The organism is Pseudoalteromonas sp. SCSIO 43201, assembly GCF_023716725.1.
In the GTDB taxonomy this organism is placed as follows: domain Bacteria; phylum Pseudomonadota; class Gammaproteobacteria; order Enterobacterales; family Alteromonadaceae; genus Pseudoalteromonas; species Pseudoalteromonas peptidolytica.
Map to the genome: position 1 here is coordinate 2297850 of NZ_CP072683.1, position 22614 is coordinate 2320463.

A 22614-nucleotide genomic window follows, 5' to 3' on the forward strand; every position below is an offset into this window, starting at 1 on the left:
GTCAGTTTCAAGCACTACGCTTTTAAGATAATCTTGCTATAAAAATATCAAGGACAAATGACTGAATGACGACCACGTTTAACACTATCGGCTTAATTGGCAAACCCAACCATGAGGGTGCGGGAACGACCTTACAACGACTTTATACTTTTTTGCAAGCATTAGGATATGAAGTACTCGTTGAAGATCGTGTCGCTGATCAGATTAAAACCCTAGATGAAACGTGTGTTGTCGAATTAGTTGAATTAGGAAAACGCTGCGATTTGGCAATTGTTGTAGGTGGCGACGGTAATATGTTAGGTGCAGCAAGGGTACTTGCTCGCTTTGATGTTGCTGTGATAGGGGTGAATAGAGGAAACCTCGGTTTTTTAACTGATCTCAACCCCGAAGGGTTTGAAGCGCAGTTAGAAGCGGTACTAAGTGGTCAATTTATTGAAGAGTCCAGGTTTTTATTAGAAGTTTCCGTATACAGGCATGACCAACTCAAAAGTGCAAATTTAGCAATGAATGAGGCGGTGCTTCATGCTGACAAAGTCGCGCACATGATTGAGTTTGAAGCCTTCATCGACGATGATTTTGTGTTTTCTCAACGTTCCGATGGTCTGATAGTATCCACACCAACGGGGTCGACGGCTTACTCATTATCCGGTGGCGGGCCTATTTTGACACCCGAGCTTAATGCCATGTCATTGGTTCCCATGTTTCCCCATACACTGTCTAGCCGGCCACTTGTTGTTGATGCTGACAAAGAAGTTAAATTAAAGTTGAGCTTGGAAAATACCGATAGCTTACAGGTAAGTTGTGATAGCCATGTAGTACTTGCAGTCTTGCCCGGAGATGAAGTGGTTATAAAAAAAGCAGAGAAAAAGCTTAGACTTATCCATCCTAAGTGTTACTCCTACTACAATGTTCTTAGGCAGAAATTAAATTGGGGCAGTAGGCTTTACTAAGTACATAAAGTTACGCAAAATAACCTTGGTTAATTTTCTAAATTAGGTAAAAAATAATAAAATGGCTTACGTTGTATTTTTCACATTAGCGCTGCTTATCACTATACTCTCCGTGTATTTAGTGATTGAAAACAATAGAAGAAAAGCCCGTGAAGCTGAAAAAAAGGCCTTTAATGACCGTCTTAAAGTAATAAGCAACCACTTTAAACAGAAAGTAGCAGAGTTTGTAGAAGCAAAGATCTTGCGGCCCAAATATGCCCCGCAGATCAATGCAATTGTCGGTAATTTTTTTGTTGTGCAACCGCACTCTGAGGAAAACCTCGCTCAACTCGAAAAAGTCAGTGAACTATTCATTTATTCAGTCACGAACGAGTTAAATAAGTGCAGACAAAACGGCAATATAGATTTACTTGCCGAACAGCTACAATATTTTGTTGCAGAGTTGCCAAACGCAGGGATCGCATATAATCGCGATTTTTATCGTGAGATTTTACCTGCACTCATTGCACGTATTCAAACACCAGACACCCCCACTACTTTGCAAGATGATGAAGCCGAAAACATCCAGAACCCAGCAGTGGAAGCGCCAGAACCACCGACGCAACAAAAACAATCAGCTCCGGCTATGAAAGAGCGCGCACTCAGCTGAATACACTTAATAGTGTCGCTTAATATCTGAAAGAAATTTTATGATATAAGTTGCTAAACAACCAAATACTGTATAAATTAACAGTGATCATTTGTTAAGGTGTACAGTATGCTTTTGGCTCTGAATATACAAAATTTTGCTATTGTTAGTGCGCTAAATATCGACTGGCATTGCGGTATGACCGCAATAACTGGTGAAACAGGCGCTGGTAAATCTATCGCTATTGATGCGCTTTCTCTTTGTCTTGGCGAGCGAGCTGATCCTGCAGCAATCCGTCCGGGCAGTGAAAAAGCCGATATATCAGCTCAGTTTGATGTGTCTCAGCTCCCAGCAGCTAAGCGTTTTCTTACCGAACATATGCTAGAAAATGAAGAAAATGAATGTATTCTTCGTAGAGTGATCAGTAAAAATGGGCGCAGTAAAAGCTATATCAACGGCTCACCTGTCACGGTTGGTCAACAAAAAGAGCTTGGGCAGCACCTAATTGCTATTCATGGGCAGCATGCTCATCAGTTGTTATTGAAGCCTGAATATCAGTTACAGTTACTAGATGCTTATGCTAATCACACCACGCTCTTGCAAGCAGTTAAGGGACAATATAGTCACTATCACAAGCTACAAAAAGAATATGTCGATCTTCAAAAGTCACAACAGGCACAAGCAGCAAAAAAACAACTTCTTGAATATCAAGTCGCTGAGCTTGATGAGTTTGCTTTACAAGAAGGTGAATATGAAGATATTGAGAGTGAACATTCACGCCTAAGTCATAGCCAAACAATTTTAGAACAGTGCCATCGCGAATTATCTCGTCTATATGAAAATGACGAGCAGACTGTATTATCGCAACTACAGCAAAGCGCTCAAGTATTTTCTGAACTTACCAGCTTTGATAAAACCCTTGAAAACATTGCGCAAGTGCTTGATGAAGCAGCAGTTCAAGTAGAAGAAGCCAGTAGAGAGATCCGCAGTTATTCCGACTCAGTTGAGCAAGATCCGATGCGACTACAGGAGCTAGAAGATAGACTTTCACAAGCCTTAGATTTGGCAAGAAAACATCAAGTTCAGCCTGAGTTGCTCTATCAACATCACCAAGCACTGCAACATGAACTTGAGTCTATTACCTCTGACTCCGCAAGACTCGATGCGCTAGAAGAAGAAATAGCTGAAGCGATTAACGCCTACAACCAAGCTGCTCATGGATTAAGCCAAAGTCGCCAGCAGGCCAGTGCATCTCTTAACGAGCGTATCTCTGCGAGTATGGAAGAACTTGCAATGGGCGATGGCCAGTTTGAGATCCAGTTAACACCTAACCTAGGTGGAAAGCCGAGTCCACTTGGATATGATCACATTGAGTTTTATGTCTCTACAAACCCTGGACAGCCTTTACAGCCTATGGGGAAAGTCGCCTCAGGTGGAGAGCTATCGCGGATCAGCCTAGCCATACAAGTTATTATCGCAACACGCGTCACCACCCCTACTTTGATTTTCGATGAGGTGGACGTCGGTATCTCTGGGCCGACAGCGGCAACAGTAGGTAAATTACTGCGCCAACTTGGCCAGTCTACACAAGTAATCTGCGTTACGCACTTACCACAAGTAGCGTGCAGTGGTCACAACCAATTTTTTGTCGCAAAGCGAGTTGAGAATGGTGAAACCTTTACCAAAATGACGCCGATGGCACATAACGAACGTATCGATGAGATCGCCAGATTAATCGGTGGCGATAGAATAAGTGATACAACAAGAGCGAGTGCAAAGGAACTATTACAAGTACAAAGTGCGTGAATGCCACTTTTGACTTGAACGATTTATCATAAAGATAACTGGAGAATAAGTGCAGCGGTAACTTTGCATTGTGTGGCATGACTAACGATATACGTAGTTATGCCACTCTGTATGTAAAAACTGAGTTGTGCATTTGGCTATGGCCTTTTCTAGGCTAAGTGGTGATTCACTTTGAGCCAATGCCTTTAGATAACTTTGTCTTTGAGATATTTCGGTTAAAACTTGCTCCGCTCCAGAAATTGGATTTCCATGGGAGAGTAGTAACGTTAGCTCAGCGTAGCTTTTTAATTTTTCAAGAGAATCAAAATGTGCTTGTGCGCCACTAATATGAACAGCTGGCAAAAGTGCTTCAGATTTATTTGACGTCATAATGTCATCAGCTACGTGGATGTATTTATCATTGATGATGGTATACAAACCACACTCCACATGCCCAGAAATAAACTCAAATTTAAAATCGAACTCACCGAAATGCAAAACCGAGTTTTCATTAAGCTCGTTGAGCCCCTCAAAATAATGATGCTTAGTTTTATCTATATATTTATTTAGTGTATTTTTATAATGGTGATTTCCATATAGTTCTGGCATTGCAAGCGCTGGCAGACCAGAGATATGATCCGGGTGGAAATGAGAGAATAATACCTGCGTAATATTAATACCCTGGCTGTTTAGATCTTCATGAACAGCTTTTCCATGTGCTTCAAATCCGGTATCAAGGAGCATAGCCGTGTTGTCTTCAATAAAAGCATAAATATTATAGCCAACATGATCCCCTTCAAATGGTGGAAATTGATAGAGGTACAAGTTTTTAGTTATTCTGAATTTTTGCATTTGTTATTTTTCATTCCTTTCTATTCTTTTTTGTACGGAGTATAGTGTGAGCATTATAAAAAAACCATACTATAATACCAAATCAGCCTTAATACTTGCGCAGTTTTAAGGGAATAAGCCTGACGCTAGCTGTGTTGGAAACTTCTTATTTTAATAACTAAAGAGCAAAGGTTTTGTCTTGTCTCCATGGATGTTGGTACTTCGAAGGTAGCAGTGCTATCGATAAGATTTTCTGGCCTAAAAATAGATTGATTAATTAACGTACTTGGTATTAATTCACTGATATTCATCTCTTAAATTACTGAGCTTTAGAGTAATAGCCTAATTAAAAAACGTAAATAAAAACCCCAGTTACAATGACTGTAAGTGGGGTTTATGAACGACAAAAGTTATTTCGTCAGCTATATCTATTTACTGAATTAAGTGTTCTATTTTAGGGTGAGAGCGCTTGGAACTAACTGGGTAAGAATTATACTGCTTAGTTGTTCTAAGAGAGCTTTGAACCGAGTTAGCCGCCAATTTACGCCTTCAGGTTGAGGCAGCGCCAAGACAAAATAGGTCTTATACTTCCAAGTAATCCAAAATACCTTCAGCGGCGTTTCTACCTTCAAAAATAGCAGTAACTACTAAATCAGAACCTCGAACAGCATCACCACCAGCAAAAATCTTTGGGTTACTTGTTTGATGAGTAAATGCACCTTTTTCTGGTGCCACAATACCACCCCAGTGATTTATTGCCACATCATATTGCGCTAACCAATCAAGGTCATGAGGTTTAAAACCAAATGCCATGATCACGGCATCAGCTTCCAGTATGTGCTCTGAACCCGCTACAATTTCGGCACGTCGTCGGCCATTGGCATCGGGTTCACCCAGCTGCGTATTGACCATTTTTACACCACTTACTTTACCAGTATCGTCAACTTCAATACCCACAGGTTGCAGGTTAAATTTAAACTCCACCCCTTCTTCTTTGGCGTTTTTCACCTCACGTACAGACCCTGGCATATTCTCTTCATCACGGCGGTATGCGCAAATGACAGATTGTGCGTTTTGCCTAACTGAAGTTCTCACACAGTCCATTGCCGTGTCACCGCCACCTAACACAACAACACGTTTACCAGCCATATTTACATAGCTATGCTGTGTTTCGTCATAGCCCATGACGCGATTGGTATTGCCAATCAAAAAAGGAAGCGCTTCATAAACACCATCGGCATCTTCATTTTCCAGATTGCCCTTCATGCTTTGGTATGTCCCGACTCCTAAAAATACGGCATCGTACTGTGACAATAGCTCGTCCATTGAGATATCTCGACCAACTTCAGTGTTGAGTTTAAACTCTACGCCCATTTCAGTGAAAATCTCACGGCGGTTTTCCATAACCGACTTTTCTAATTTAAATGACGGGATCCCAAAGGTTAGCAACCCCCCAATTTCAGGGTTACGGTCATAAACTACGGCTTTGACACCATTGCGAACCAAAATATCAGCACAACCGAGCCCAGCTGGCCCTGCCCCAATAATAGCTACTTTTTTGTCTGTCCAAGTGACATAGGATAAGTCTGGTTTCCAGCCTTGTGCAAACGCTGTATCAGTAATGTACTTTTCAATATTACCGATAGTGACAGCCCCAAACTCTTCATTAAGTGTACATGACCCTTCACAAAGTCTATCTTGTGGACAAACTCGACCACATACCTCGGGCAAACTGTTGGTGCGATGAGATAACTCTGCAGCTTCAATAATCCGGCCTGTACGGATTAGTTTAAGCCATTGTGGAATGTAATTATGTACCGGACATTTCCACTCGCAGTAAGGGTTTCCGCAATCTAAACAACGGTCTGATTGTGAATGTACTTGTTGCTCTGAAAACGGCTCATAGATCTCAACAAAAGATTGCTTACGTGTAGAAATAGGCTTTTTTCGCGGATCTACACGTTGTACATCGATAAATTGGTAAACGTTCTCGCTCATTGCTCTCTCCTACTGCGCCTGAATTCGTAGCTCAGCGCTACTACGCGCTCGGTGGCCAAGTAAACTATTTAGATCGCTCGACTTTGGCTTTACCAGTTTAAACATAGGTAAATACAACTCAAAATTAGCTAAGATCTGCTCAGCTCGGGTTGAACTGGTTAAATCTAAATGCTCTGCAATTAAACCGCGTAGATGCTCTTGGTGCGATGCCAGCGCTTTGAGGTCGACCAACTCGACCAACTCAGGGTTGATGCGCTTATCAAAATCACTCTCTTCGTCAAGTACGTAGGCAAAACCACCGGTCATACCTGCCCCAAAGTTAACGCCAACTTGACCAAGCACACACACCACGCCTCCCGTCATGTATTCACAACCATTATCACCAAGGCCTTCGACGACGGCTTGTACACCTGAATTCCTCACCGCAAAGCGCTCTCCAGCGCGACCTGCTGCAAATAACTTACCGCCTGTTGCACCATACAAACAGGTATTACCGATAATTGCGGCTTGATGTGAAGCAAAACTAGAGCCAACCGGCGGGCGAATAACCAACTTACCACCAGCCATACCTTTGCCTACGTAGTCATTTGCATCTCCCACCAGCGTCATTTCAAGACCACCCGCATTCCAAACTCCAAAAGATTGTCCCGCAGTACCATGTAGCTCAATAGCTACCGGATCAGCGGCCATACCTTGATTACCATGTTTACTGGCTATATAGCCTGATAGCATCGCACCAATTGCTCTATCTGTATTGGAGATCCGGCTAACCAACGAGGTACCTGTCATATCATCTATTGCTGATTTCGCCTTCTCAAGCAAGCTTTCGTTTAATGCACCACTATAGTGTGACGGGTTAGTATGCGTGCAATATAAAGCTTCATTTGATGGATTATTTGGCTTCGCTAATAACGGAGTTAAATCTAACTTTTTCTGCTTCGCTGTATTCCCTTCAATCACATCAAGTAAATCTGTCCTTCCTATTAAGTCTGTTAATTTAGTAACACCAAGCGATGCCATAATTTCGCGCGCTTCTTGTGCAATAAACTTAAAGTAGTTCATCGCCATTTCAGGCAGGCCGTGATAATGTTTTTGACGCAACGTATCATCTTGTGTTGCAACACCCGTCGCGCAATTATTAAGATGACAGATCCTGAGATATTTACAGCCGAGTGCAACCATAGGACCTGTACCAAAACCAAAGCTTTCTGCACCAAGAATAGCGGCCTTGATAATATCTAACCCTGTTTTTAGACCACCGTCGGTTTGCAGCCTGATCCGGTGACGTAAACCATTTTCAACCAATGCTTGTTGAGTCTCTGCAAGTCCCAGTTCCCAAGGACTACCTGCATACTTCACTGATGTCAGTGGACTTGCCCCTGTGCCGCCATCATAGCCCGCTATGGTAATAAGGTCGGCATATGCCTTGGCAACACCAGTCGCAATGGTGCCGACACCTGGTTCTGAAACCAGCTTGACCGAGATCATCGCCTCTGGATTTACCTGCTTTAAGTCAAAAATCAGTTGTGCTAGGTCTTCAATAGAGTAAATATCGTGATGTGGTGGCGGCGAAATCAAAGTAACACCTGGAACTGAATAGCGAAGTTTCGCGATGTAAGGCGTCACCTTTTCACCTGGTAGCTGACCTCCCTCCCCCGGTTTTGCGCCTTGAGCCACTTTAATTTGAATAACATCAGCAGAGCGCAAATAATGCGGCGTCACGCCAAACCGCCCAGACGCAACTTGCTTGATGCGGGAATTCTTTTCAGTGCCAAAACGGAGCTTGTCTTCGCCCCCCTCACCGGAATTTGAGCAGCCACCAAGACGATTCATAGCAATAGCCAGCGCTTCGTGCGCTTCAGGAGATAATGCACCGATACTCATTGCTGCGGAGTCAAAACGCTTATAAAGCTCTGTTGCTGGTTCCACTTCCTCAAGATCAATTGAGTTCTGTTCCGTTTTGAGCTTTAACATATCTCGTAAATTGGTGACGGGACGATTATTTACAAGCTCTGCATATTTTATATAGTCCTGATAATTCCCCGAACGCACCGCTGTTTGTAACGTTTGTACAACATCTGGATTGTAGGCATGGTACTCACCACCATGTACGTACTTTAATAGACCACCATGTGATAATAACTTGCGTCTACTAAACGCGAGTTTGTTTAGCTGTTGTTGTTCTAATGCAAAATCATCAAAACATGCACCTTTAATACGGTTTGCAACGCCGTTGAAGCACAACTCTACCACTTCATCAGACAAACCTACGGCTTCAAATAACATCGAGCAACGGTAGGATGCAATTGTACTGATCCCCATTTTCGACATGATTTTGTATAAACCTTTATTTATAGCGCTACGATATGACAGTGTAACTTCCCGATATGATTTTTGAATGACCTTCTTGTCACACATATCAACCAGTGTTTCATATGCTAAATAGGGATAAATTGCGGTGGCACCAAAGCCTAGTAATACAGCAAATTGGTGGGGATCTCGAACACTGCCGGTTTCAACAATGATATTTGCATCACAACGTAGGTTTTCATTCACCAAACGTTGTTGTATTGCCCCCACAGCCATAGCAGCTGGTATAATGTGTTTTCCAGCTGCTATGTCTCGGTCGGTTAAGATCAACATAACGCAACCACTACGTGCTTTTTCTGTTGCTTCCTTACAAACTCGTTCAATAGCTGCGCGCAAGGACTCCTCTGCATTATATATTAATGAAATTTTGCAAGCGCAATAATGGTCATCATCTGCATGCAGCAATTGCTGCATGTCAGAATACGTTAACACTGGAGAAGCAAATTGTAAGCGTTTAGCGTGACCTGTAGTCTCGTTAAAAACGTTTTGCTCTCGGCCAATACAGGTAGCCAAAGACATAACATGATTTTCACGCAGCGGGTCTATGGGCGGGTTTGTAACTTGCGCAAATTTTTGTCTAAAGTAATCGAAGATTGAGCGGTGCCCCTCAGACAAAACAGCAAAAGGTGTATCATCTCCCATTGAGCCTGTTGCTTCTTGGCCATTTTCACCCATCACACGAATAACTTGATCTAGCTCTTCATTTGTGTAACCGAACTGCTTTTGGTACGTTACCAAGGCCTCATCATCTAGATCGCGTTTACCTGATGCTTGCTCATCTAACGCTTCAAATGGCGTTAACCGTTTTACATTTTGCTCAAGCCAAGTCTTATAGGGGTGTCTGGATTTCAGATCTTGATCGATTTCATCGGACTGCCAAATCTTGCCATGTAAAGTATCGACCACCAATAACTCACCTGGTCCTACACGGCCTTTTTCAATGACTTCGTCAGGTGCATAATCCCAAATGCCCACTTCAGATGCGAGGGTAATAAACCCATCTTGAGTGATCACATAGCGCGCGGGTCTTAGGCCATTACGGTCGAGGTTGCAAGCAGCAAAACGACCATCTGACATCACTATCCCAGCGGGGCCATCCCATGGCTCCATGTGCATAGAATTAAAATCATAGAATGCGCGAAGATCTTCATCCATAGCGCGGTTTTTCTGCCATGCGGGAGGCACAAGCATACGCATTGCTCGAAACAGATCCATCCCACCCGCTAAAAACAGCTCTAACATGTTGTCTAAGCTAGAGGAATCAGATCCAATCTCATTGACAAACGGCGCTGCCGTTTGTAAATCAGGTAATAGCGGTGAAGCAAACTTGTAGGCCCGAGCACGCGCCCACTGACGATTGCCTTGAATTGTATTGATCTCACCATTGTGTGCTAAATAGCGAAATGGTTGAGCCAAAGGCCATCGAGGCTGAGTATTGGTTGAGAAGCGTTGGTGAAATACGCAAATAGCGCTCGTCATACGGATGTCAGCAAGATCAGAATAGAAGTTAGGTAAATCCACTGGCATCATCAAGCCTTTATAGATAGTCACCAAGCCAGACAAACTGCAAATATAAAATTGCTCGTCCTGCTCCAACCTTTTTTCAATCCGACGCCTCGCAATATAAAGGCGTCGCTCTAAATCTTTAGGACGCCAACCTTCTGGCGCACCGATAAAAACTTGCTTAAACTCAGGTAATTGTGCTTTGGCAATAGGGCCAAGCATGGATGGATCAGTTGGTACTTCACGCCAACCAATCACCGTCAGTGTTTCTTTTTCTAATTCTTCACAAATGACTTTTTCTGCCGCTGCTGCTAGCGCTTGATCTTGATTTAAAAATATCATGCCAACCGCATAGTTTTTACCTATGTGCCACTCATTTTCGGCAGCAATAGCTCGAAAGAAGCTATCTGGTTTTTGCAACAATAATCCACACCCATCACCTGTTTTGCCATCGGCAGAAATACCACCACGGTGCTGCATACGGTCTAAACCAGTTATGGCTGTTCGGATCAGTTTATGGCTCGGCTGTCCGCTCACATGCGCAATCAAACCAAACCCACAGTTATCTTTTTCTAATTTTGAGTCATATAGCATAGACTCCTCCCCTTGCTACAACGGCCAGCTCATGACGGTACGACGAAATGCTGGCAGATACTCAAAATTAGCCTTGATTGAAAGTAGAGTCAACACAAATATGAATACATATTCATTAAGTTGAATATTTCTCATTGGTAATACAAGTTACCCAAATCAATCAAAATTTATCATTTTGAAAATATTGAATATAAATTTGCAAAATGACACCGGTATCAACAAGTATATAATGGCCACAAGATCCACGCAAGTAAACGTTTACGTAAACGTAATCAAAATTAAAATATGAATAAATATTCACACAATTACTATAAACCAAAGACTGGCTAACAAGCACTACATGAGAATGGCTATATAAATATGCAGCGGCAAACCTGTTTTAGTTGACGTACACGTCAACTAAATAAACAAAAGTTGGATCCAAATTGAAACGAGTAATTGTCTAGTGAAGGGATCAGGCGATTAATAAACGAGTAAAAGTATAAAAAGGGAGGAAGTTAACCAGAAAAATTAGGGCGGCAGAGCTTATGCTCTGCCAGGTATGACATTATTCAGCCGCTGCATCATCTTTTTTATACTTAGCAGCTGTTTCTGAGATTAGTGGTTGAAGCTCACCTTTTTGGAACATCTCAATAATGATGTCACAACCACCAATCAGCTCACCTTCAACCCAAAGTTGTGGAAAGGTAGGCCAGTTTGCATAATGCGGTAGCTCTGCACGAATATCAGGGTTTAGTAGTATATCTACATACGCAAACTGCTCACCGCACGCCATCAAAGCCTGAGATGCTTGCGAAGAAAAACCACAGTTAGGGAGTTTAGGAGACCCTTTCATATAAAGAATAATTGGGTTTTCTTCGATCTGTTGTTTAATCTTATCAATAGTTTCCATTAGTTACCTCAAAATGACGTTTTTCCGATATTTATGTACAGCACGCTAATATCGGCACTTTAGCTTGCTACTCACTATTACAACACACATTAGTAAACCACTACGCCAGCCGCACGATAGGTTAGAAGCAACGGTATAGCGCCTAAACTGAGCTCATTTATTGCCCATGTGAAGGCTGCTATTTGGCATCGGTTCACAAAGAATATGTATTATAAGTCATTAAGTCACTGGCACGCATTGCTGTTTGCCAAAACTTGAGTAAAATAGTCAGGAATTATAGTATCACTATAAAAGCCAATGGTATAGAAAAGTGGGCTAATGTTAGCTTGCTTTCGTATGAGTTGTTGGCAAATCAACCAAAAAAATGGAGATTAATATGGCATTTGAACTACCGTCACTACCTTATGCACTAAACGCACTTGAGCCGCACATCTCTCAAGAGACGTTAGAATTCCACCACGGCAAACACCACAACACTTATGTTGTAAAGCTAAATGGTTTAATTGAAGGTACTGACTTCGAAGGTAAATCACTAGAAGAGATCGTTTGTAGCTCTGAAGGTGGTGTTTTCAACAATGCTGCTCAAATCTGGAACCATACGTTCTACTGGCACAGCTTAGCACCAAATGCAGGTGGCGAACCAACAGGTAAAGTTGCGGAGCTAATCAACGCGAAATGGGGCTCATTTGCTGCGTTCCAAGAAGCTTTTAATGACAAAGCGGTAAATAACTTTGGCTCAAGTTGGACTTGGTTAGTTCAACTTGCTGACGGCTCTTTAGATATCGTAAATACTTCAAACGCAGCTACGCCGCTGACTGAAGAAGGTGTTACACCAATTATCACAGTTGATCTTTGGGAACACGCTTACTATATCGACTACCGTAACGTCCGTCCTGAATACCTAAAGGGTTTCTGGGCACTTGTTAACTGGGACTTTGCAAACAGCAACCTAGCTTAACATCAACTATCATCATTGATGCAATAATGAGGGTGCTAAGGCACCCTTTTTTGCGCCTGTAATTCAACATTAATACATAAAAAATCTAGTTTTTTTTGGGTATTATTCATATCACGACTAAGCTTTAAGTAACCTTTCCTAATCTATGATCCGCAATCCATACAAGGTAGCTTACTGGAGGTCGTTATGACAATATTTGAACATTATCAGGCCAGATATGAAGCCGCGCAAGAAGAAGAGTACACTATCGCGGAATTTCTTGAAATTTGTAAAAATGATAAATCAGCCTATGCCAGCGCCCCAGAGCGACTATTAATGGCGATTGGCGAACCGGAGATGATTGACACATCTAAAGATGCGAGGCTAAGTAGACTGTTTTCCAATAGAGTAATAGCAAGATACCCTGCATTTAACGAGTTTTATGGCATGGAAGACGCTATTGAACAGATAGTCTCTTATCTCAAACACGCAGCCCAAGGGCTTGAAGAGTGTAAGCAGGTGCTCTATTTACTCGGTCCTGTTGGTGGGGGTAAGTCTTCTATCGCCGAGAAATTAAAATATTTAATGCAAAAAGTACCGGTGTATTCGCTAAAAGGCTCACCAGTTAACGACCACCCACTTTGCCTGTTCAGTCCTCAAGAAGACGCTGACTTGTTAGAAAAAGAGTACGGAATCCCTACCCGCTATATTAAAACTATAATGTCGCCATGGGCTACCAAACGCTTACATGAGTACAACGGTGATATTACTAAATTCACTGTTGTAAAGCGGTATCCATCTATACTTGACCAAATAGCCATCGCTAAAACAGAGCCTGGCGATGAAAACAACCAAGACATCTCAGCGCTAGTGGGTAAAGTAGACATTCGTAAGCTTGAACACTTTGCTCAAAATGATCCTGATGCCTACGCATATTCAGGTGCACTTTGCCTTGCAAACCAGGGGTTAATGGAGTTTGTTGAGATGTTTAAAGCCCCCATCAAAGTGCTACACCCGTTATTAACTGCAACTCAGGAAGGAAACTATAACGGCACGGAGGGTATTTCTGCACTTCCCTTTAGTGGGCTGATCCTTGCGCACTCTAACGAATCTGAATGGCAAACCTTCAAAAACAACAAAAATAATGAAGCGTTTTTAGACCGCGTTTATATCGTTAAAGTGCCTTATTGCCTACGCGTATCAGAAGAAGTAAAAATCTACGAGAAGCTCATAGAAAATAGCGAATTGCGGCAAGCTCCATGTGCCCCTGGCACGCTAGAAACTTTAGCTAAATTTTCGGCACTGTCGCGGATTAAAGAGCCTGAAAACTCAAGTATTTATTCCAAAATGCGAGTGTATGATGGAGAGAGTTTAAAAGATACAGATCCCAAAGCTAAGTCTTATCAAGAGTATCGTGACTATGCGGGAGTAGATGAGGGGATGAACGGTCTCTCCACTCGATTTGCGTTTAAAATACTTTCACGCGTCTTCAACTTTGACCACAGTGAAGTTGCAGCAAATCCAGTTCATTTGTTTTATGTATTAGAGCAACAAATAGAGCGAGAGCAATTTAACGCAGAAGTTCAGGAGCGTTACTTGAGCCACTTGAAAGGCTATCTTATTCCTCAATATGTTGAGTTTATTGGTAAGGAATTACAAACAGCATACCTAGAATCGTACTCTGAGTATGGACAAAATATATTTGACCGTTATGTAACCTATGCAGACTTTTGGATCCAAGATCAGGAGTACCGAGATCCAGACACTGGTCAGTTGTTTGACCGCGCAGCATTAAATGCAGAACTTGAGAAGATCGAAAAACCCGCGGGTATTTCAAATCCAAAAGATTTTCGAAATGAAATCGTCAATTTTGTCTTGAGAGCCAGAGCCCACCATAATGGTGATAATCCGGTATGGACTAGCTATGAAAAGCTAAGAACCGTTATTGAGAAAAAGATGTTTTCTAATACAGAGGACTTACTTCCTGTTATTTCATTTAATGCAAAAACCTCGGCTGAAGACCAGAAGAAGCATGAGGATTTCGTCAATCGCATGGTTGACAAAGGCTATACCCAAAAACAAGTTCGCTTACTCTCTGAATGGTATTTAAGAGTAAGAAAGTCTCAGTAACTTGTAAGCATTAAAGAGGGTGTTATATGGCGCATTTTATTGATCGCCGTCTTAACGGCAAAAATAAGAGCACTCTGAACCGCCAGCGTTTTATCCGCCGCTACAAAAAGCAGATAAAAAAGGCGGTATCAGAGGCGATTAACAAACGAAGTGTGACTGATGTCTCAAGTGGCGAAAGCATTTCTATTCCACAAAGAGACATTAGCGAACCTACTTTCCATCAAGGTAAGGGGGGAGATAGAGAGCTTATTCACCCTGGTAATGATCAATTTTCTACAGGTGACAAAATTCAGCGCCCGCCTTCCGGTCAGGGAGGTGGTGGTGGTGAGGGCGAGGCAAGTGACCAAGGGGAAGGCCAAGACGATTTTGTTTTCTCTATTTCTAAAGATGAATATTTAGATTTATTGTTTGAAGATTTAGAGCTGCCTAACCTGCAACAGAGTCAGTTGGATAAACTGATGCAAATGAAAACACATCGGGCGGGCTTTTGTAACGATGGTATGCCAAGCAACTTAGACATTGTACGAAGTCTAAAAGGCTCTATGGCACGACGCATAGCTATGACATCAAGCAAAAGGCGCGAATTAAAAGAGTTAGAAGAGGAATTAGCCAATTTGTTAGCTGAGCCGGTGCCTCCGCAACAAAAGATAATTGATATCGAGCAACGTATTGAAATATTGAAAGCACAAATTGCTGCGGTGCCTTTCATCGACAATTACGATCTGCGTTTTCGTAATTACGAGCGACGCCCCCACCCCACCAGCAAAGCGGTTATGTTTTGCTTGATGGACGTATCTGGTTCTATGGATCAAGCGACCAAAGATATGGCAAAGCGTTTTTATATTTTGCTATATCAGTTTTTAACCCGAACATATAAAGATATAGAGGTGGTATATATCCGCCACCATACTCAAGCCAAAGAGGTGGACGAGCAAGAGTTTTTCTATTCGCAAGAAACGGGGGGTACTATCGTCTCAAGTGCACTGAAGCTAATGGATGAGATTATTCAAGAACGCTACGCGCAGGGCGACTGGAATATATACGCAGCACAAGCTTCAGATGGCGACAATTGGGCAGACGATTCGCCGCAATGTACTCAAATACTTTCAAGTAAACTGCTCAAAACTGTACGGTATTATGCTTACATTGAAATAACGACCCGGGCGCATCAAAGCCTATGGCGAGAGTATCAAGGAGTAGCTAATGCCTTTGATAATTTTGCTATGCAACACATTCGAAGCGTAGAGGATATTTACCCTATCTTCAGAGAGCTGTTCAAAAAGAACAAAGATAAGCAAAGCGCTGCATAATTTTGGGAGGTTGTGCGATGACCTATAAGCCAATAGACGATGGTCCTGATTGGACTTTTGATTTACTTGATACTTATCATCAAGAAATTGCTCGTGTAGCAGAGCATTACAGACTAGATACCTACCCTAATCAAATTGAGGTGATCACGGCCGAACAAATGATGGATGCGTACTCCAGTGTCGGTATGCCTATTGGTTATGCGCATTGGTCCTACGGCAAAAAATTTATTCAAACAGAACAAACTTACAAACGCGGTCAAATGGGACTGGCGTATGAAATTGTGATCAATTCAGATCCCTGTATCGCTTACCTTATGGAAGAAAATACTTTGCCGATGCAGGCGCTGGTTATGGCACACGCTTGTTATGGGCATAACTCATTCTTCAAAGGTAATTATTTATTCAAGACATGGACGGACGCGTCGTCTATCATTGACTATTTAGTATTCGCAAAAAACTATGTCGCTAAATGCGAAGAAAAGTACGGCATAGACGAAGTAGAAAACCTGATTGACTCTTGCCATGCGCTGATGAACTACGGCGTTGATCGTTATAAGCGTCCACAACGTATATCTATGTTTGAGGAGCAGAAGCGCCAACAAGAACGTGAAGACTATTTACAGTCTCAGGTTAATGAACTTTGGCGCACAATACCAAAAGGCGAAGATCAAGAAACACACGACCGTCCACGCTTCCCAACGGAGCCTCAAGAGAATATCTTATACTTTATTGAGAAAAATGCCCCACTACTTGAGTCATGGCAACGTGAAATAATACGTATTGTTCGTAAAGTATCACAGTATTTTTATCCTCAAAGACAAACCCAAGTTATGAACGAAGGCTGGGCAACATTTTGGCATTACACCATATTGAACCACCTATATGATGAGGGAAAATTAAGTGATTCCTTTATGTTGGAGTTCTTACAGAGCCATACCAATGTAGTTTACCAGCCCCCTTACAACAGTAAATTTTACTCTGGTATTAATCCGTACGCATTGGGCTTTAATATGATGGTAGATATTCGTCGTATTTGTGAAAACCCGACTCAGGAAGATAAACAATGGTTCCCTGAGTTTGCAGGAAGCAATTGGCTGGATACTCTGCACTTTGCGATGCAAAACTTTAAAGATGAGAGCTTTATTAGTCAATTTTTATCACCAAAGCTGATGCGTGACTTTAAACTTTTTACTATTGTTGACAAGCAAAAATCACCGCATCTAGAAGTTGGTGCTATCCATGATGAAATGGGCTATCAGCAGCTTCGCAGCGCACTTTCTGCACAGTATAATTTGAGTAATCATGAACCAAATATTCAAGTCTACGATGTTGATATCAGAGGTGATAGATCGCTAACTCTTAGATACATCCCACAGGGTGGGATCCCACTTGCAGGGTCGAAGCAAGAGGTGATAAAGCACCTTTATCGCTTATGGGGGTTTAAAGTTCGCCTTGAGCAAGTTGATGAAACGGGTAAAGTAGAGCAAATCGCACAATGTCCAGAAACCGAAGGTGAATGATACTTGGCTTATCGGTTTGTTCAATTAAGTGGTGTGTTTAAGGCGATAACACCACTTAATTTCACCTCCATAAAGAGAGCACTAGGTTTTATTAAAGACAAAGGTAAATAGGTAAGCAGCTGGCTTTATACTCCAAAGCCTGAGCATGTTGTGAACTTACTTGTTTTTTTAAAGTTCGCCTTAAGCCTTAATCTTGCTCTAGCCTAAGGATGTTAACTGCCCTTTCCTTTTCACCTCACGACTCGATGCCAATAGCGAAGAAGGCGCCATAGTCTTGGTTTTTATGGCAGCATCTCAGGTTAGGACTCGTCTTAGGACTCGCCGTCCATTTCCTCTGAATAAACAGTTACCTTATTCCTTCCACCTTCTTTTGAAACGTACAGTGCGCTATCAGCGGCTTCAATCCACTGCTCATGCTTGTCAAAAGTTTCTTTAAAAGCTGCAACGCCTAGGCTCACGGTAATTTTTATCTGTTGCTCATCGTAGTAAATAGACGAATTTTCTATTAGTGAACGCAGTCTTTCTGCAAATGTAACCGCACCTTTGACGTCAGTATCGAGTAAAGTAACTGCAAATTCTTCACCACCATAACGTCCTGCGGTGTCCGTTTCTCTGAGGGTTTTTCGCAACAGATCGGAAATGTGGCGAATAGCCTCATCTCCTCCGCTATGCCCATATTCATCATTGATGCGTTTAAAGTGGTCAATATCGAACATTAGCAATGCACTTTGGCCTTGACTGCGCTTCAGCCTTTTAAACTCCTGCTTGAGAGTTTCTTCCCAAAACCCACGGTTATGCAACTGAGTTAGACTATCCGTGCGGCTGATCTTTTCTAACTGTTTATTTAATGACTCTAGCTCTAGTTTATTGATTGCTTCGTCAGTTACGTCGTAAATGATCACACAGATATGACCGACATCACCAGTGACGGTTGTCAGTGGAATAAAGGTGGCATTTTGATACATATAGTCCGCTTTACCCGTAATTGGCCTATAGTTTCTAAAGCGAAATATGTAAGGTTGCTGCTCCCAAATGGTGAAAGAGCGATTTTTAAGTACAAAAACGGGCTCTGCTTTTGAACGAAACCATTGCTCATCAATACTTGGAAACAAGTCGAATATATCTTTGTCTTTTACAGCGCTTGGTAATAACCCTGAATGATTCTCCATAAAACCATTCCAGATACATACCTTGTAGTCACGGTCGAGCACCACGAGGCCAACATCTACGGTGTTAAACATATCCATTAACCAATGGATTTCATTCATGTCAAAATCGGCTGCTGGCATAGTTAATCATCCAATAAGTAGGCTACTTTATATTTTAGGGTTTTCAGCGAGTCTTCCGTGAATAATAGCATCAAATCGCAATTTATATTATGGTTTTCAATGCCATAACTTATCTCTATTGCTAACGTTCGTTGCCACCTTGCCTTGTTAGCCTTTACCAGCTCAGCAACATCACAATGCTGCCCGAGCACCACTGGATGCCCCTGACTAAATGGCATATCAAGCTGCTTTGATAAACCAGTAAGAATGGCACCAATCAAGATATTACTAATGTCCATCAACAGCTCTAACTCAACTTTTGTGTTCAACTCCCCATGGTAATTCATCAAAGAAGCGATTTCCTTAAAACTAGAGTCATTTAGCAATAGCAACGCCTCACCGGAAACACCACCGCCAATAAAACCTTGGCAAACTCCAGATGTCGTTGCGCTAGCATCTATGGCTTGTAAGGCCATGTGAAGCTCGTTAACTTCTAACACGTTGACATTCGGAATAGGTAATTCAACAAAGACGTTGAGTAACCTCGCTAGCAAATCACCGGCTTGACCCATGGCGACATTCGTTAATTCTTGATAGATATCACGAATTTCAGGGTCTATCTGCTCGCCAAGCTTATGAACCAAACTTTCTCTGATTGCTTTGTCTTTTATACCATGGTGCTCAATGATTTCAGCAAGTTTGGCGGCATCACAGGGCTTGCGGATAAAATCTATCGCCCCCAGCTCAATCACACGCTGATGAGCATTAGGCTGAATATCACCAGACACCACGACGGTAAGCACGGAGAGATCTTGTTCACTGATCGCTTGCAGCACTTCATAGCCATCCATTTGCGGCATGTTTAAATCTAAGAAGAGTATCTCCGGAGAAAGCGCTTCAATTTGTTTGATACAGTCAAGTCCGTTCTCCGCAAATTCCACTTTAATATCCCAGTCATCTGGCAGCGAACGCGCCAACTGCCGACGGGCAAGTTTTGAATCGTCACAAATTAGGACTAATGTAGACATACAAGCTCTCTTTCTGTTTCCCATTGCATATCGGCAATGTGCAGGGAAGGTTTAATTATATTTATGAGATAAAAGCTTAAAATTGCGACACATGTTAATAAAACAACGTCATTTTTACAATCTAAATGTCACTTAAGCTTGGTTCCTTACTGTCAGTATAATACACTCAAATCAATTAAGTTAACTTCAAAAGGAATACTTTATGCTCAAAGCGTTAGTTTTGGCGAGTAGCCTGTTTAGTGTGGCATCTTTTGCCTATGATTTACCTGAAAATACTGTCGATATGGGCAAAGTAAAAGCGCAAGGTAAAGCCGTTGTTTTACTTGGTCGTGGGGTTGAAACCGGTCAAGCTGCACCTGATTTTAAAGTCGCTGATGCTGACTTTACTCCGGTCACATTGGCTGACTTTAGCAATCGTGCGGTATTAATTAGCGTCGTACCAAGCCTAGATACAGGTACATGCAGTTTACAAACTAAACATTTCAATGAAAAAGTAGCGAGTCAATTCCCTGATGTCGCCATGTTGACTATCAGCGCCGACCTCCCTTTTGCACAAAAGCGCTTTTGTAAAGCTGAAAATATCGACAAAGTAAAAACATTATCTGATGCTGTATGGCATTCATTTGGTGAGAATTATGGCTTGCTCATCAAAGATATGGGGTTACTTAGCCGTGCTATCTTTGTACTCGATAAAGAGCATAAGGTGGTTTACAAGCAATTAGTTGAGAATTTGGCGAAAGAGCCAAACTATGATGATGCGGTATCTGCGTTGCAAGCCCTTTAGCCTGCTACTTTATAATTACTGAGTTATTGACATAAAAAAGGCCGGACACTGTATCAAGATGTCCGGCCTTTTTCCTCATCAAGCTAAGATGTTAGCATTCAGCTTAATTAAGTGGTCTATTTTTGTAGATCTAACATGAGTTTGTTCAAACGGCTAACGAAGCCTGCCGGGTCTTTCAAGCTGCCACGTTCAGCTAACATAGCTTGGTCTAGCAGTACTTCAGCCCACTGACCAAACTTGTCTTCGTCTTGCTCATTATTTAAGTGCTTAACTAATTGGTGTTCTGGGTTAAGCTCAAATACAGGCTTAGACTCAGGAACAGCTTGGCCCACTTGCTCCATTAGCTTTTGCATTTGCGAGCTCATGTCGTTGTCATCAGCTACCACACAAGCTGGAGAGTCTGTTAGACGATGCGTGAAGCGAACTTCTTTTACCTTATCACCAAGTACGGTTTTCACACGTTCAACTAGACCTTCAACTTCTTTTTCACTTTCCTCATGTGCCTTCTTAGTTTCTTCATCATCCATATCACCAAGGTCTAAGTCACCACGAGTAATTGATTGAAGTTGCTTCTCGTCAAACTCAGTCAAGTGGCTCATCATCCACTCATCAACACGGTCGCTCAATAGCAACACTTCAATCCCTTTCTTACGGAAGATTTCAAGGTGAGGAGAGCTTTTCGCTGCTTCAAAGCTGTCAGCCACAACATAGTAGATCTTGTCTTGGCCTTCTTTCATGCGCTCAATATACTGTTCAAGCGACACATTTTGCGTCTTTTCGTCTGTATGTGTAGAGCTAAAACGCAGTAATTTTGCAATGGCTTCTTTGTTTGCAAAATCTTCTGCTGGGCCTTCTTTAATTACATTACCAAACTCATTCCAGAATGTTTGATAGTCTTCTGGTTTGTTTTTACCCATACGCTCAAGCATTTTGAGTACACGAGACGTACAGCCCTTACGAATAGCTTGCGTGATCTTGTTATCTTGTAGGATTTCACGAGATACGTTAAGTGGCAAATCGTTAGAATCTAATAAACCTTTAACGAAACGTAAGTAGCTTGGCATAAACTGTTCAGCGTCATCCATGATAAATACACGCTGTACATACAGTTTAAGACCGGCCTGACGTTCACGGTTGTATAAATCGAATGGCGCTTTTTTAGGGATATAAAGTAAGCTAGTGTACTCGGTTTTACCTTCTACTTTATTGTGAGCCCATGAAAGCGGTTCTTCCCAGTCATGACCAACGTGTTTGTAGAATTCTTTATACTCTTCTTCACTGATCTCAGATTTGTCACGTGTCCAAAGTGCTGTCGCTTTGTTAATTGCTTCCCACTCGCCAGGCTGCGCTTCGATTTTTTCACCGTCAGGACCTTCTGACTCAGGAACTGGGTCTTTGTAAAGTTCTACCGGAATAGAAATGTGGTCTGAGTATTTAGTCACTATACCGCGTAGACGATACGTTTCTAGGAACTCACTTTCTTCTTCACGTAGGTGTAGTGTGATTTCTGTACCACGTTCTGCTTTTTCAACTTCAGCAATGGTAAAGTCACCTTCGCCTTGTGATTCCCACTCAACCGCTTGAGACTCGCCAGCTTTACGAGTACGTACAGTCACCTTATCAGCGACAATAAATGCTGAGTAAAAACCAACACCAAACTGGCCAATCAATTGTGAATCTTTTGCTTGATCGCCCGTTAGGTTTTTAAAGAAATCGGCTGTGCCTGATTTTGCAATAGTACCTAATGAACTGATCACTTCATCACGCGTCATACCAATCCCATTGTCTGAAATGGTGATGGTTTTAGCATCTTTATCAGCGCTAAGGCGAACACGTAGCTCTGCATCGCCTTCGTAAAGGTCGCCATTTTGCAATGCAAGGTAACGTAGTTTGTCAGCCGCATCTGAAGCGTTAGATACTAATTCGCGTAAAAAGATCTCTTTATTTGAGTATAAAGAGTGGATCATTAGGTTTAGTAATTGTTTGACTTCTGTTTGAAAGCCTAATGTTTCTTTTTGAGCTGCGGACATTGTTCTCTCCAATATAAGCAATTAGTGCAGTGTTCTAAATCATTATGCTAGCTATA

At 42.1% G+C, this 22614-nt stretch carries 15 protein-coding genes; 8 read left to right on the forward strand and 7 right to left on the reverse strand.

The genetic code is table 11. The features are described 5' to 3' along the window. Positions 1-65: 65 nt before the first annotated feature. The 3 genes from nadK to recN all read left to right on the forward strand — a co-directional run bounded on the left by nadK (position 66) and on the right by recN (position 3384). Positions 66-950, forward strand: a complete 885-nt coding sequence (gene nadK / locus J8Z24_RS09750) for an NAD(+) kinase (protein ID WP_125252470.1) — start codon at positions 66-68, stop codon at positions 948-950. A 61-nt stretch (positions 951-1011) separates the two neighbouring features. Beyond that, a complete protein-coding gene (locus J8Z24_RS09755; protein WP_125252469.1) occupies positions 1012-1599 on the forward strand; it encodes a hypothetical protein in 588 nt (195 codons plus the stop codon). A gap of 108 nt (positions 1600-1707) precedes the next feature. After that, positions 1708-3384 (forward strand): DNA repair protein RecN, encoded by a 1677-nt coding sequence (gene recN / locus J8Z24_RS09760; RefSeq protein ID WP_125252468.1) that lies wholly within the window; start codon positions 1708-1710, stop codon positions 3382-3384. Between the two features lie 81 nt (positions 3385-3465). On the opposite strand, the gene J8Z24_RS09765 is transcribed toward recN, so the two are convergent. The 4 genes from J8Z24_RS09765 to J8Z24_RS09780 form a co-directional block, all read right to left on the reverse strand. Further along, a complete protein-coding gene (locus J8Z24_RS09765; protein ID WP_147391323.1) occupies positions 3466-4215 on the reverse strand; it encodes an MBL fold metallo-hydrolase in 750 nt (249 codons plus the stop codon). A 561-nt stretch (positions 4216-4776) separates the two neighbouring features. Then, positions 4777-6192, reverse strand: coding sequence for a glutamate synthase small subunit GltD family protein (locus J8Z24_RS09770; protein WP_128730483.1), 1416 nt, complete (start codon positions 6190-6192; stop codon positions 4777-4779). Between the two features lie 9 nt (positions 6193-6201). Then, positions 6202-10659, reverse strand: coding sequence for a glutamate synthase large subunit (gene gltB / locus J8Z24_RS09775; RefSeq protein WP_252094605.1), 4458 nt, complete (start codon positions 10657-10659; stop codon positions 6202-6204). Positions 10660-11206: 547 nt separating this feature from the next. Then, positions 11207-11551 carry a Grx4 family monothiol glutaredoxin gene (locus tag J8Z24_RS09780; RefSeq protein ID WP_125252464.1) on the reverse strand — a complete coding sequence of 115 codons (345 nt, stop codon included), beginning with the start codon at positions 11549-11551 and terminating at the stop codon, positions 11207-11209. A gap of 376 nt (positions 11552-11927) precedes the next feature. On the opposite strand from J8Z24_RS09780, the gene J8Z24_RS09785 reads away from it, so the two are divergent. The 4 genes from J8Z24_RS09785 to J8Z24_RS09800 all read left to right on the forward strand — a co-directional run bounded on the left by J8Z24_RS09785 (position 11928) and on the right by J8Z24_RS09800 (position 17448). After that, positions 11928-12509, forward strand: a complete 582-nt coding sequence (locus J8Z24_RS09785) for a Fe-Mn family superoxide dismutase (protein WP_125252463.1) — start codon at positions 11928-11930, stop codon at positions 12507-12509. Positions 12510-12695: 186 nt separating this feature from the next. Then, positions 12696-14618 carry a PrkA family serine protein kinase gene (locus tag J8Z24_RS09790; RefSeq protein ID WP_125252462.1) on the forward strand — a complete coding sequence of 641 codons (1923 nt, stop codon included), beginning with the start codon at positions 12696-12698 and terminating at the stop codon, positions 14616-14618. Positions 14619-14644: 26 nt separating this feature from the next. After that, a complete protein-coding gene (locus J8Z24_RS09795; protein ID WP_125252461.1) occupies positions 14645-15928 on the forward strand; it encodes a YeaH/YhbH family protein in 1284 nt (427 codons plus the stop codon). 17 nt (positions 15929-15945) lie between these two features. After that, complete coding sequence (locus J8Z24_RS09800; RefSeq protein ID WP_125252460.1) at positions 15946-17448, forward strand: SpoVR family protein; 1503 nt, start codon at positions 15946-15948, stop codon at positions 17446-17448. A 311-nt stretch (positions 17449-17759) separates the two neighbouring features. Here the strand turns inward: J8Z24_RS09800 and J8Z24_RS09805 are convergent, their stop codons facing one another. After that, positions 17760-18737, reverse strand: coding sequence for a sensor domain-containing diguanylate cyclase (locus J8Z24_RS09805; protein WP_125252459.1), 978 nt, complete (start codon positions 18735-18737; stop codon positions 17760-17762). 2 nt (positions 18738-18739) lie between these two features. Then, the gene (locus tag J8Z24_RS09810; RefSeq protein ID WP_128730487.1) at positions 18740-19744 is read right to left on the reverse strand and encodes a response regulator; all 1005 of its coding nucleotides are present in this window, start codon (positions 19742-19744) and stop codon (positions 18740-18742) included. 202 nt (positions 19745-19946) lie between these two features. Between J8Z24_RS09810 and tpx the strand changes: the two genes are divergently transcribed. After that, positions 19947-20528 (forward strand): thiol peroxidase, encoded by a 582-nt coding sequence (gene tpx / locus J8Z24_RS09815; RefSeq protein ID WP_125252457.1) that lies wholly within the window; start codon positions 19947-19949, stop codon positions 20526-20528. Positions 20529-20644: 116 nt separating this feature from the next. On the opposite strand, the gene htpG is transcribed toward tpx, so the two are convergent. Then, positions 20645-22558 (reverse strand): molecular chaperone HtpG, encoded by a 1914-nt coding sequence (htpG, locus tag J8Z24_RS09820; RefSeq protein ID WP_125252456.1) that lies wholly within the window; start codon positions 22556-22558, stop codon positions 20645-20647. Positions 22559-22614 lie beyond the last annotated feature (56 nt).

Coding starts and splice junctions, on each gene's coding strand:
- nadK (WP_125252470.1), top strand. CDS start 66: ATGACGACCACGTTTAACACTATCGGCTTAATTGGCAAACCCAACCAT.
- J8Z24_RS09755 (WP_125252469.1), top strand. CDS start 1,012: ATGGCTTACGTTGTATTTTTCACATTAGCGCTGCTTATCACTATACTC.
- recN (WP_125252468.1), top strand. CDS start 1,708: ATGCTTTTGGCTCTGAATATACAAAATTTTGCTATTGTTAGTGCGCTA.
- J8Z24_RS09765 (WP_147391323.1), bottom strand. CDS start 4,215: ATGCAAAAATTCAGAATAACTAAAAACTTGTACCTCTATCAATTTCCA.
- J8Z24_RS09770 (WP_128730483.1), bottom strand. CDS start 6,192: ATGAGCGAGAACGTTTACCAATTTATCGATGTACAACGTGTAGATCCG.
- gltB (WP_252094605.1), bottom strand. CDS start 10,659: ATGCTATATGACTCAAAATTAGAAAAAGATAACTGTGGGTTTGGTTTG.
- J8Z24_RS09780 (WP_125252464.1), bottom strand. CDS start 11,551: ATGGAAACTATTGATAAGATTAAACAACAGATCGAAGAAAACCCAATT.
- J8Z24_RS09785 (WP_125252463.1), top strand. CDS start 11,928: ATGGCATTTGAACTACCGTCACTACCTTATGCACTAAACGCACTTGAG.
- J8Z24_RS09790 (WP_125252462.1), top strand. CDS start 12,696: ATGACAATATTTGAACATTATCAGGCCAGATATGAAGCCGCGCAAGAA.
- J8Z24_RS09795 (WP_125252461.1), top strand. CDS start 14,645: ATGGCGCATTTTATTGATCGCCGTCTTAACGGCAAAAATAAGAGCACT.
- J8Z24_RS09800 (WP_125252460.1), top strand. CDS start 15,946: ATGACCTATAAGCCAATAGACGATGGTCCTGATTGGACTTTTGATTTA.
- J8Z24_RS09805 (WP_125252459.1), bottom strand. CDS start 18,737: ATGCCAGCAGCCGATTTTGACATGAATGAAATCCATTGGTTAATGGAT.
- J8Z24_RS09810 (WP_128730487.1), bottom strand. CDS start 19,744: ATGTCTACATTAGTCCTAATTTGTGACGATTCAAAACTTGCCCGTCGG.
- tpx (WP_125252457.1), top strand. CDS start 19,947: ATGCTCAAAGCGTTAGTTTTGGCGAGTAGCCTGTTTAGTGTGGCATCT.
- htpG (WP_125252456.1), bottom strand. CDS start 22,558: ATGTCCGCAGCTCAAAAAGAAACATTAGGCTTTCAAACAGAAGTCAAA.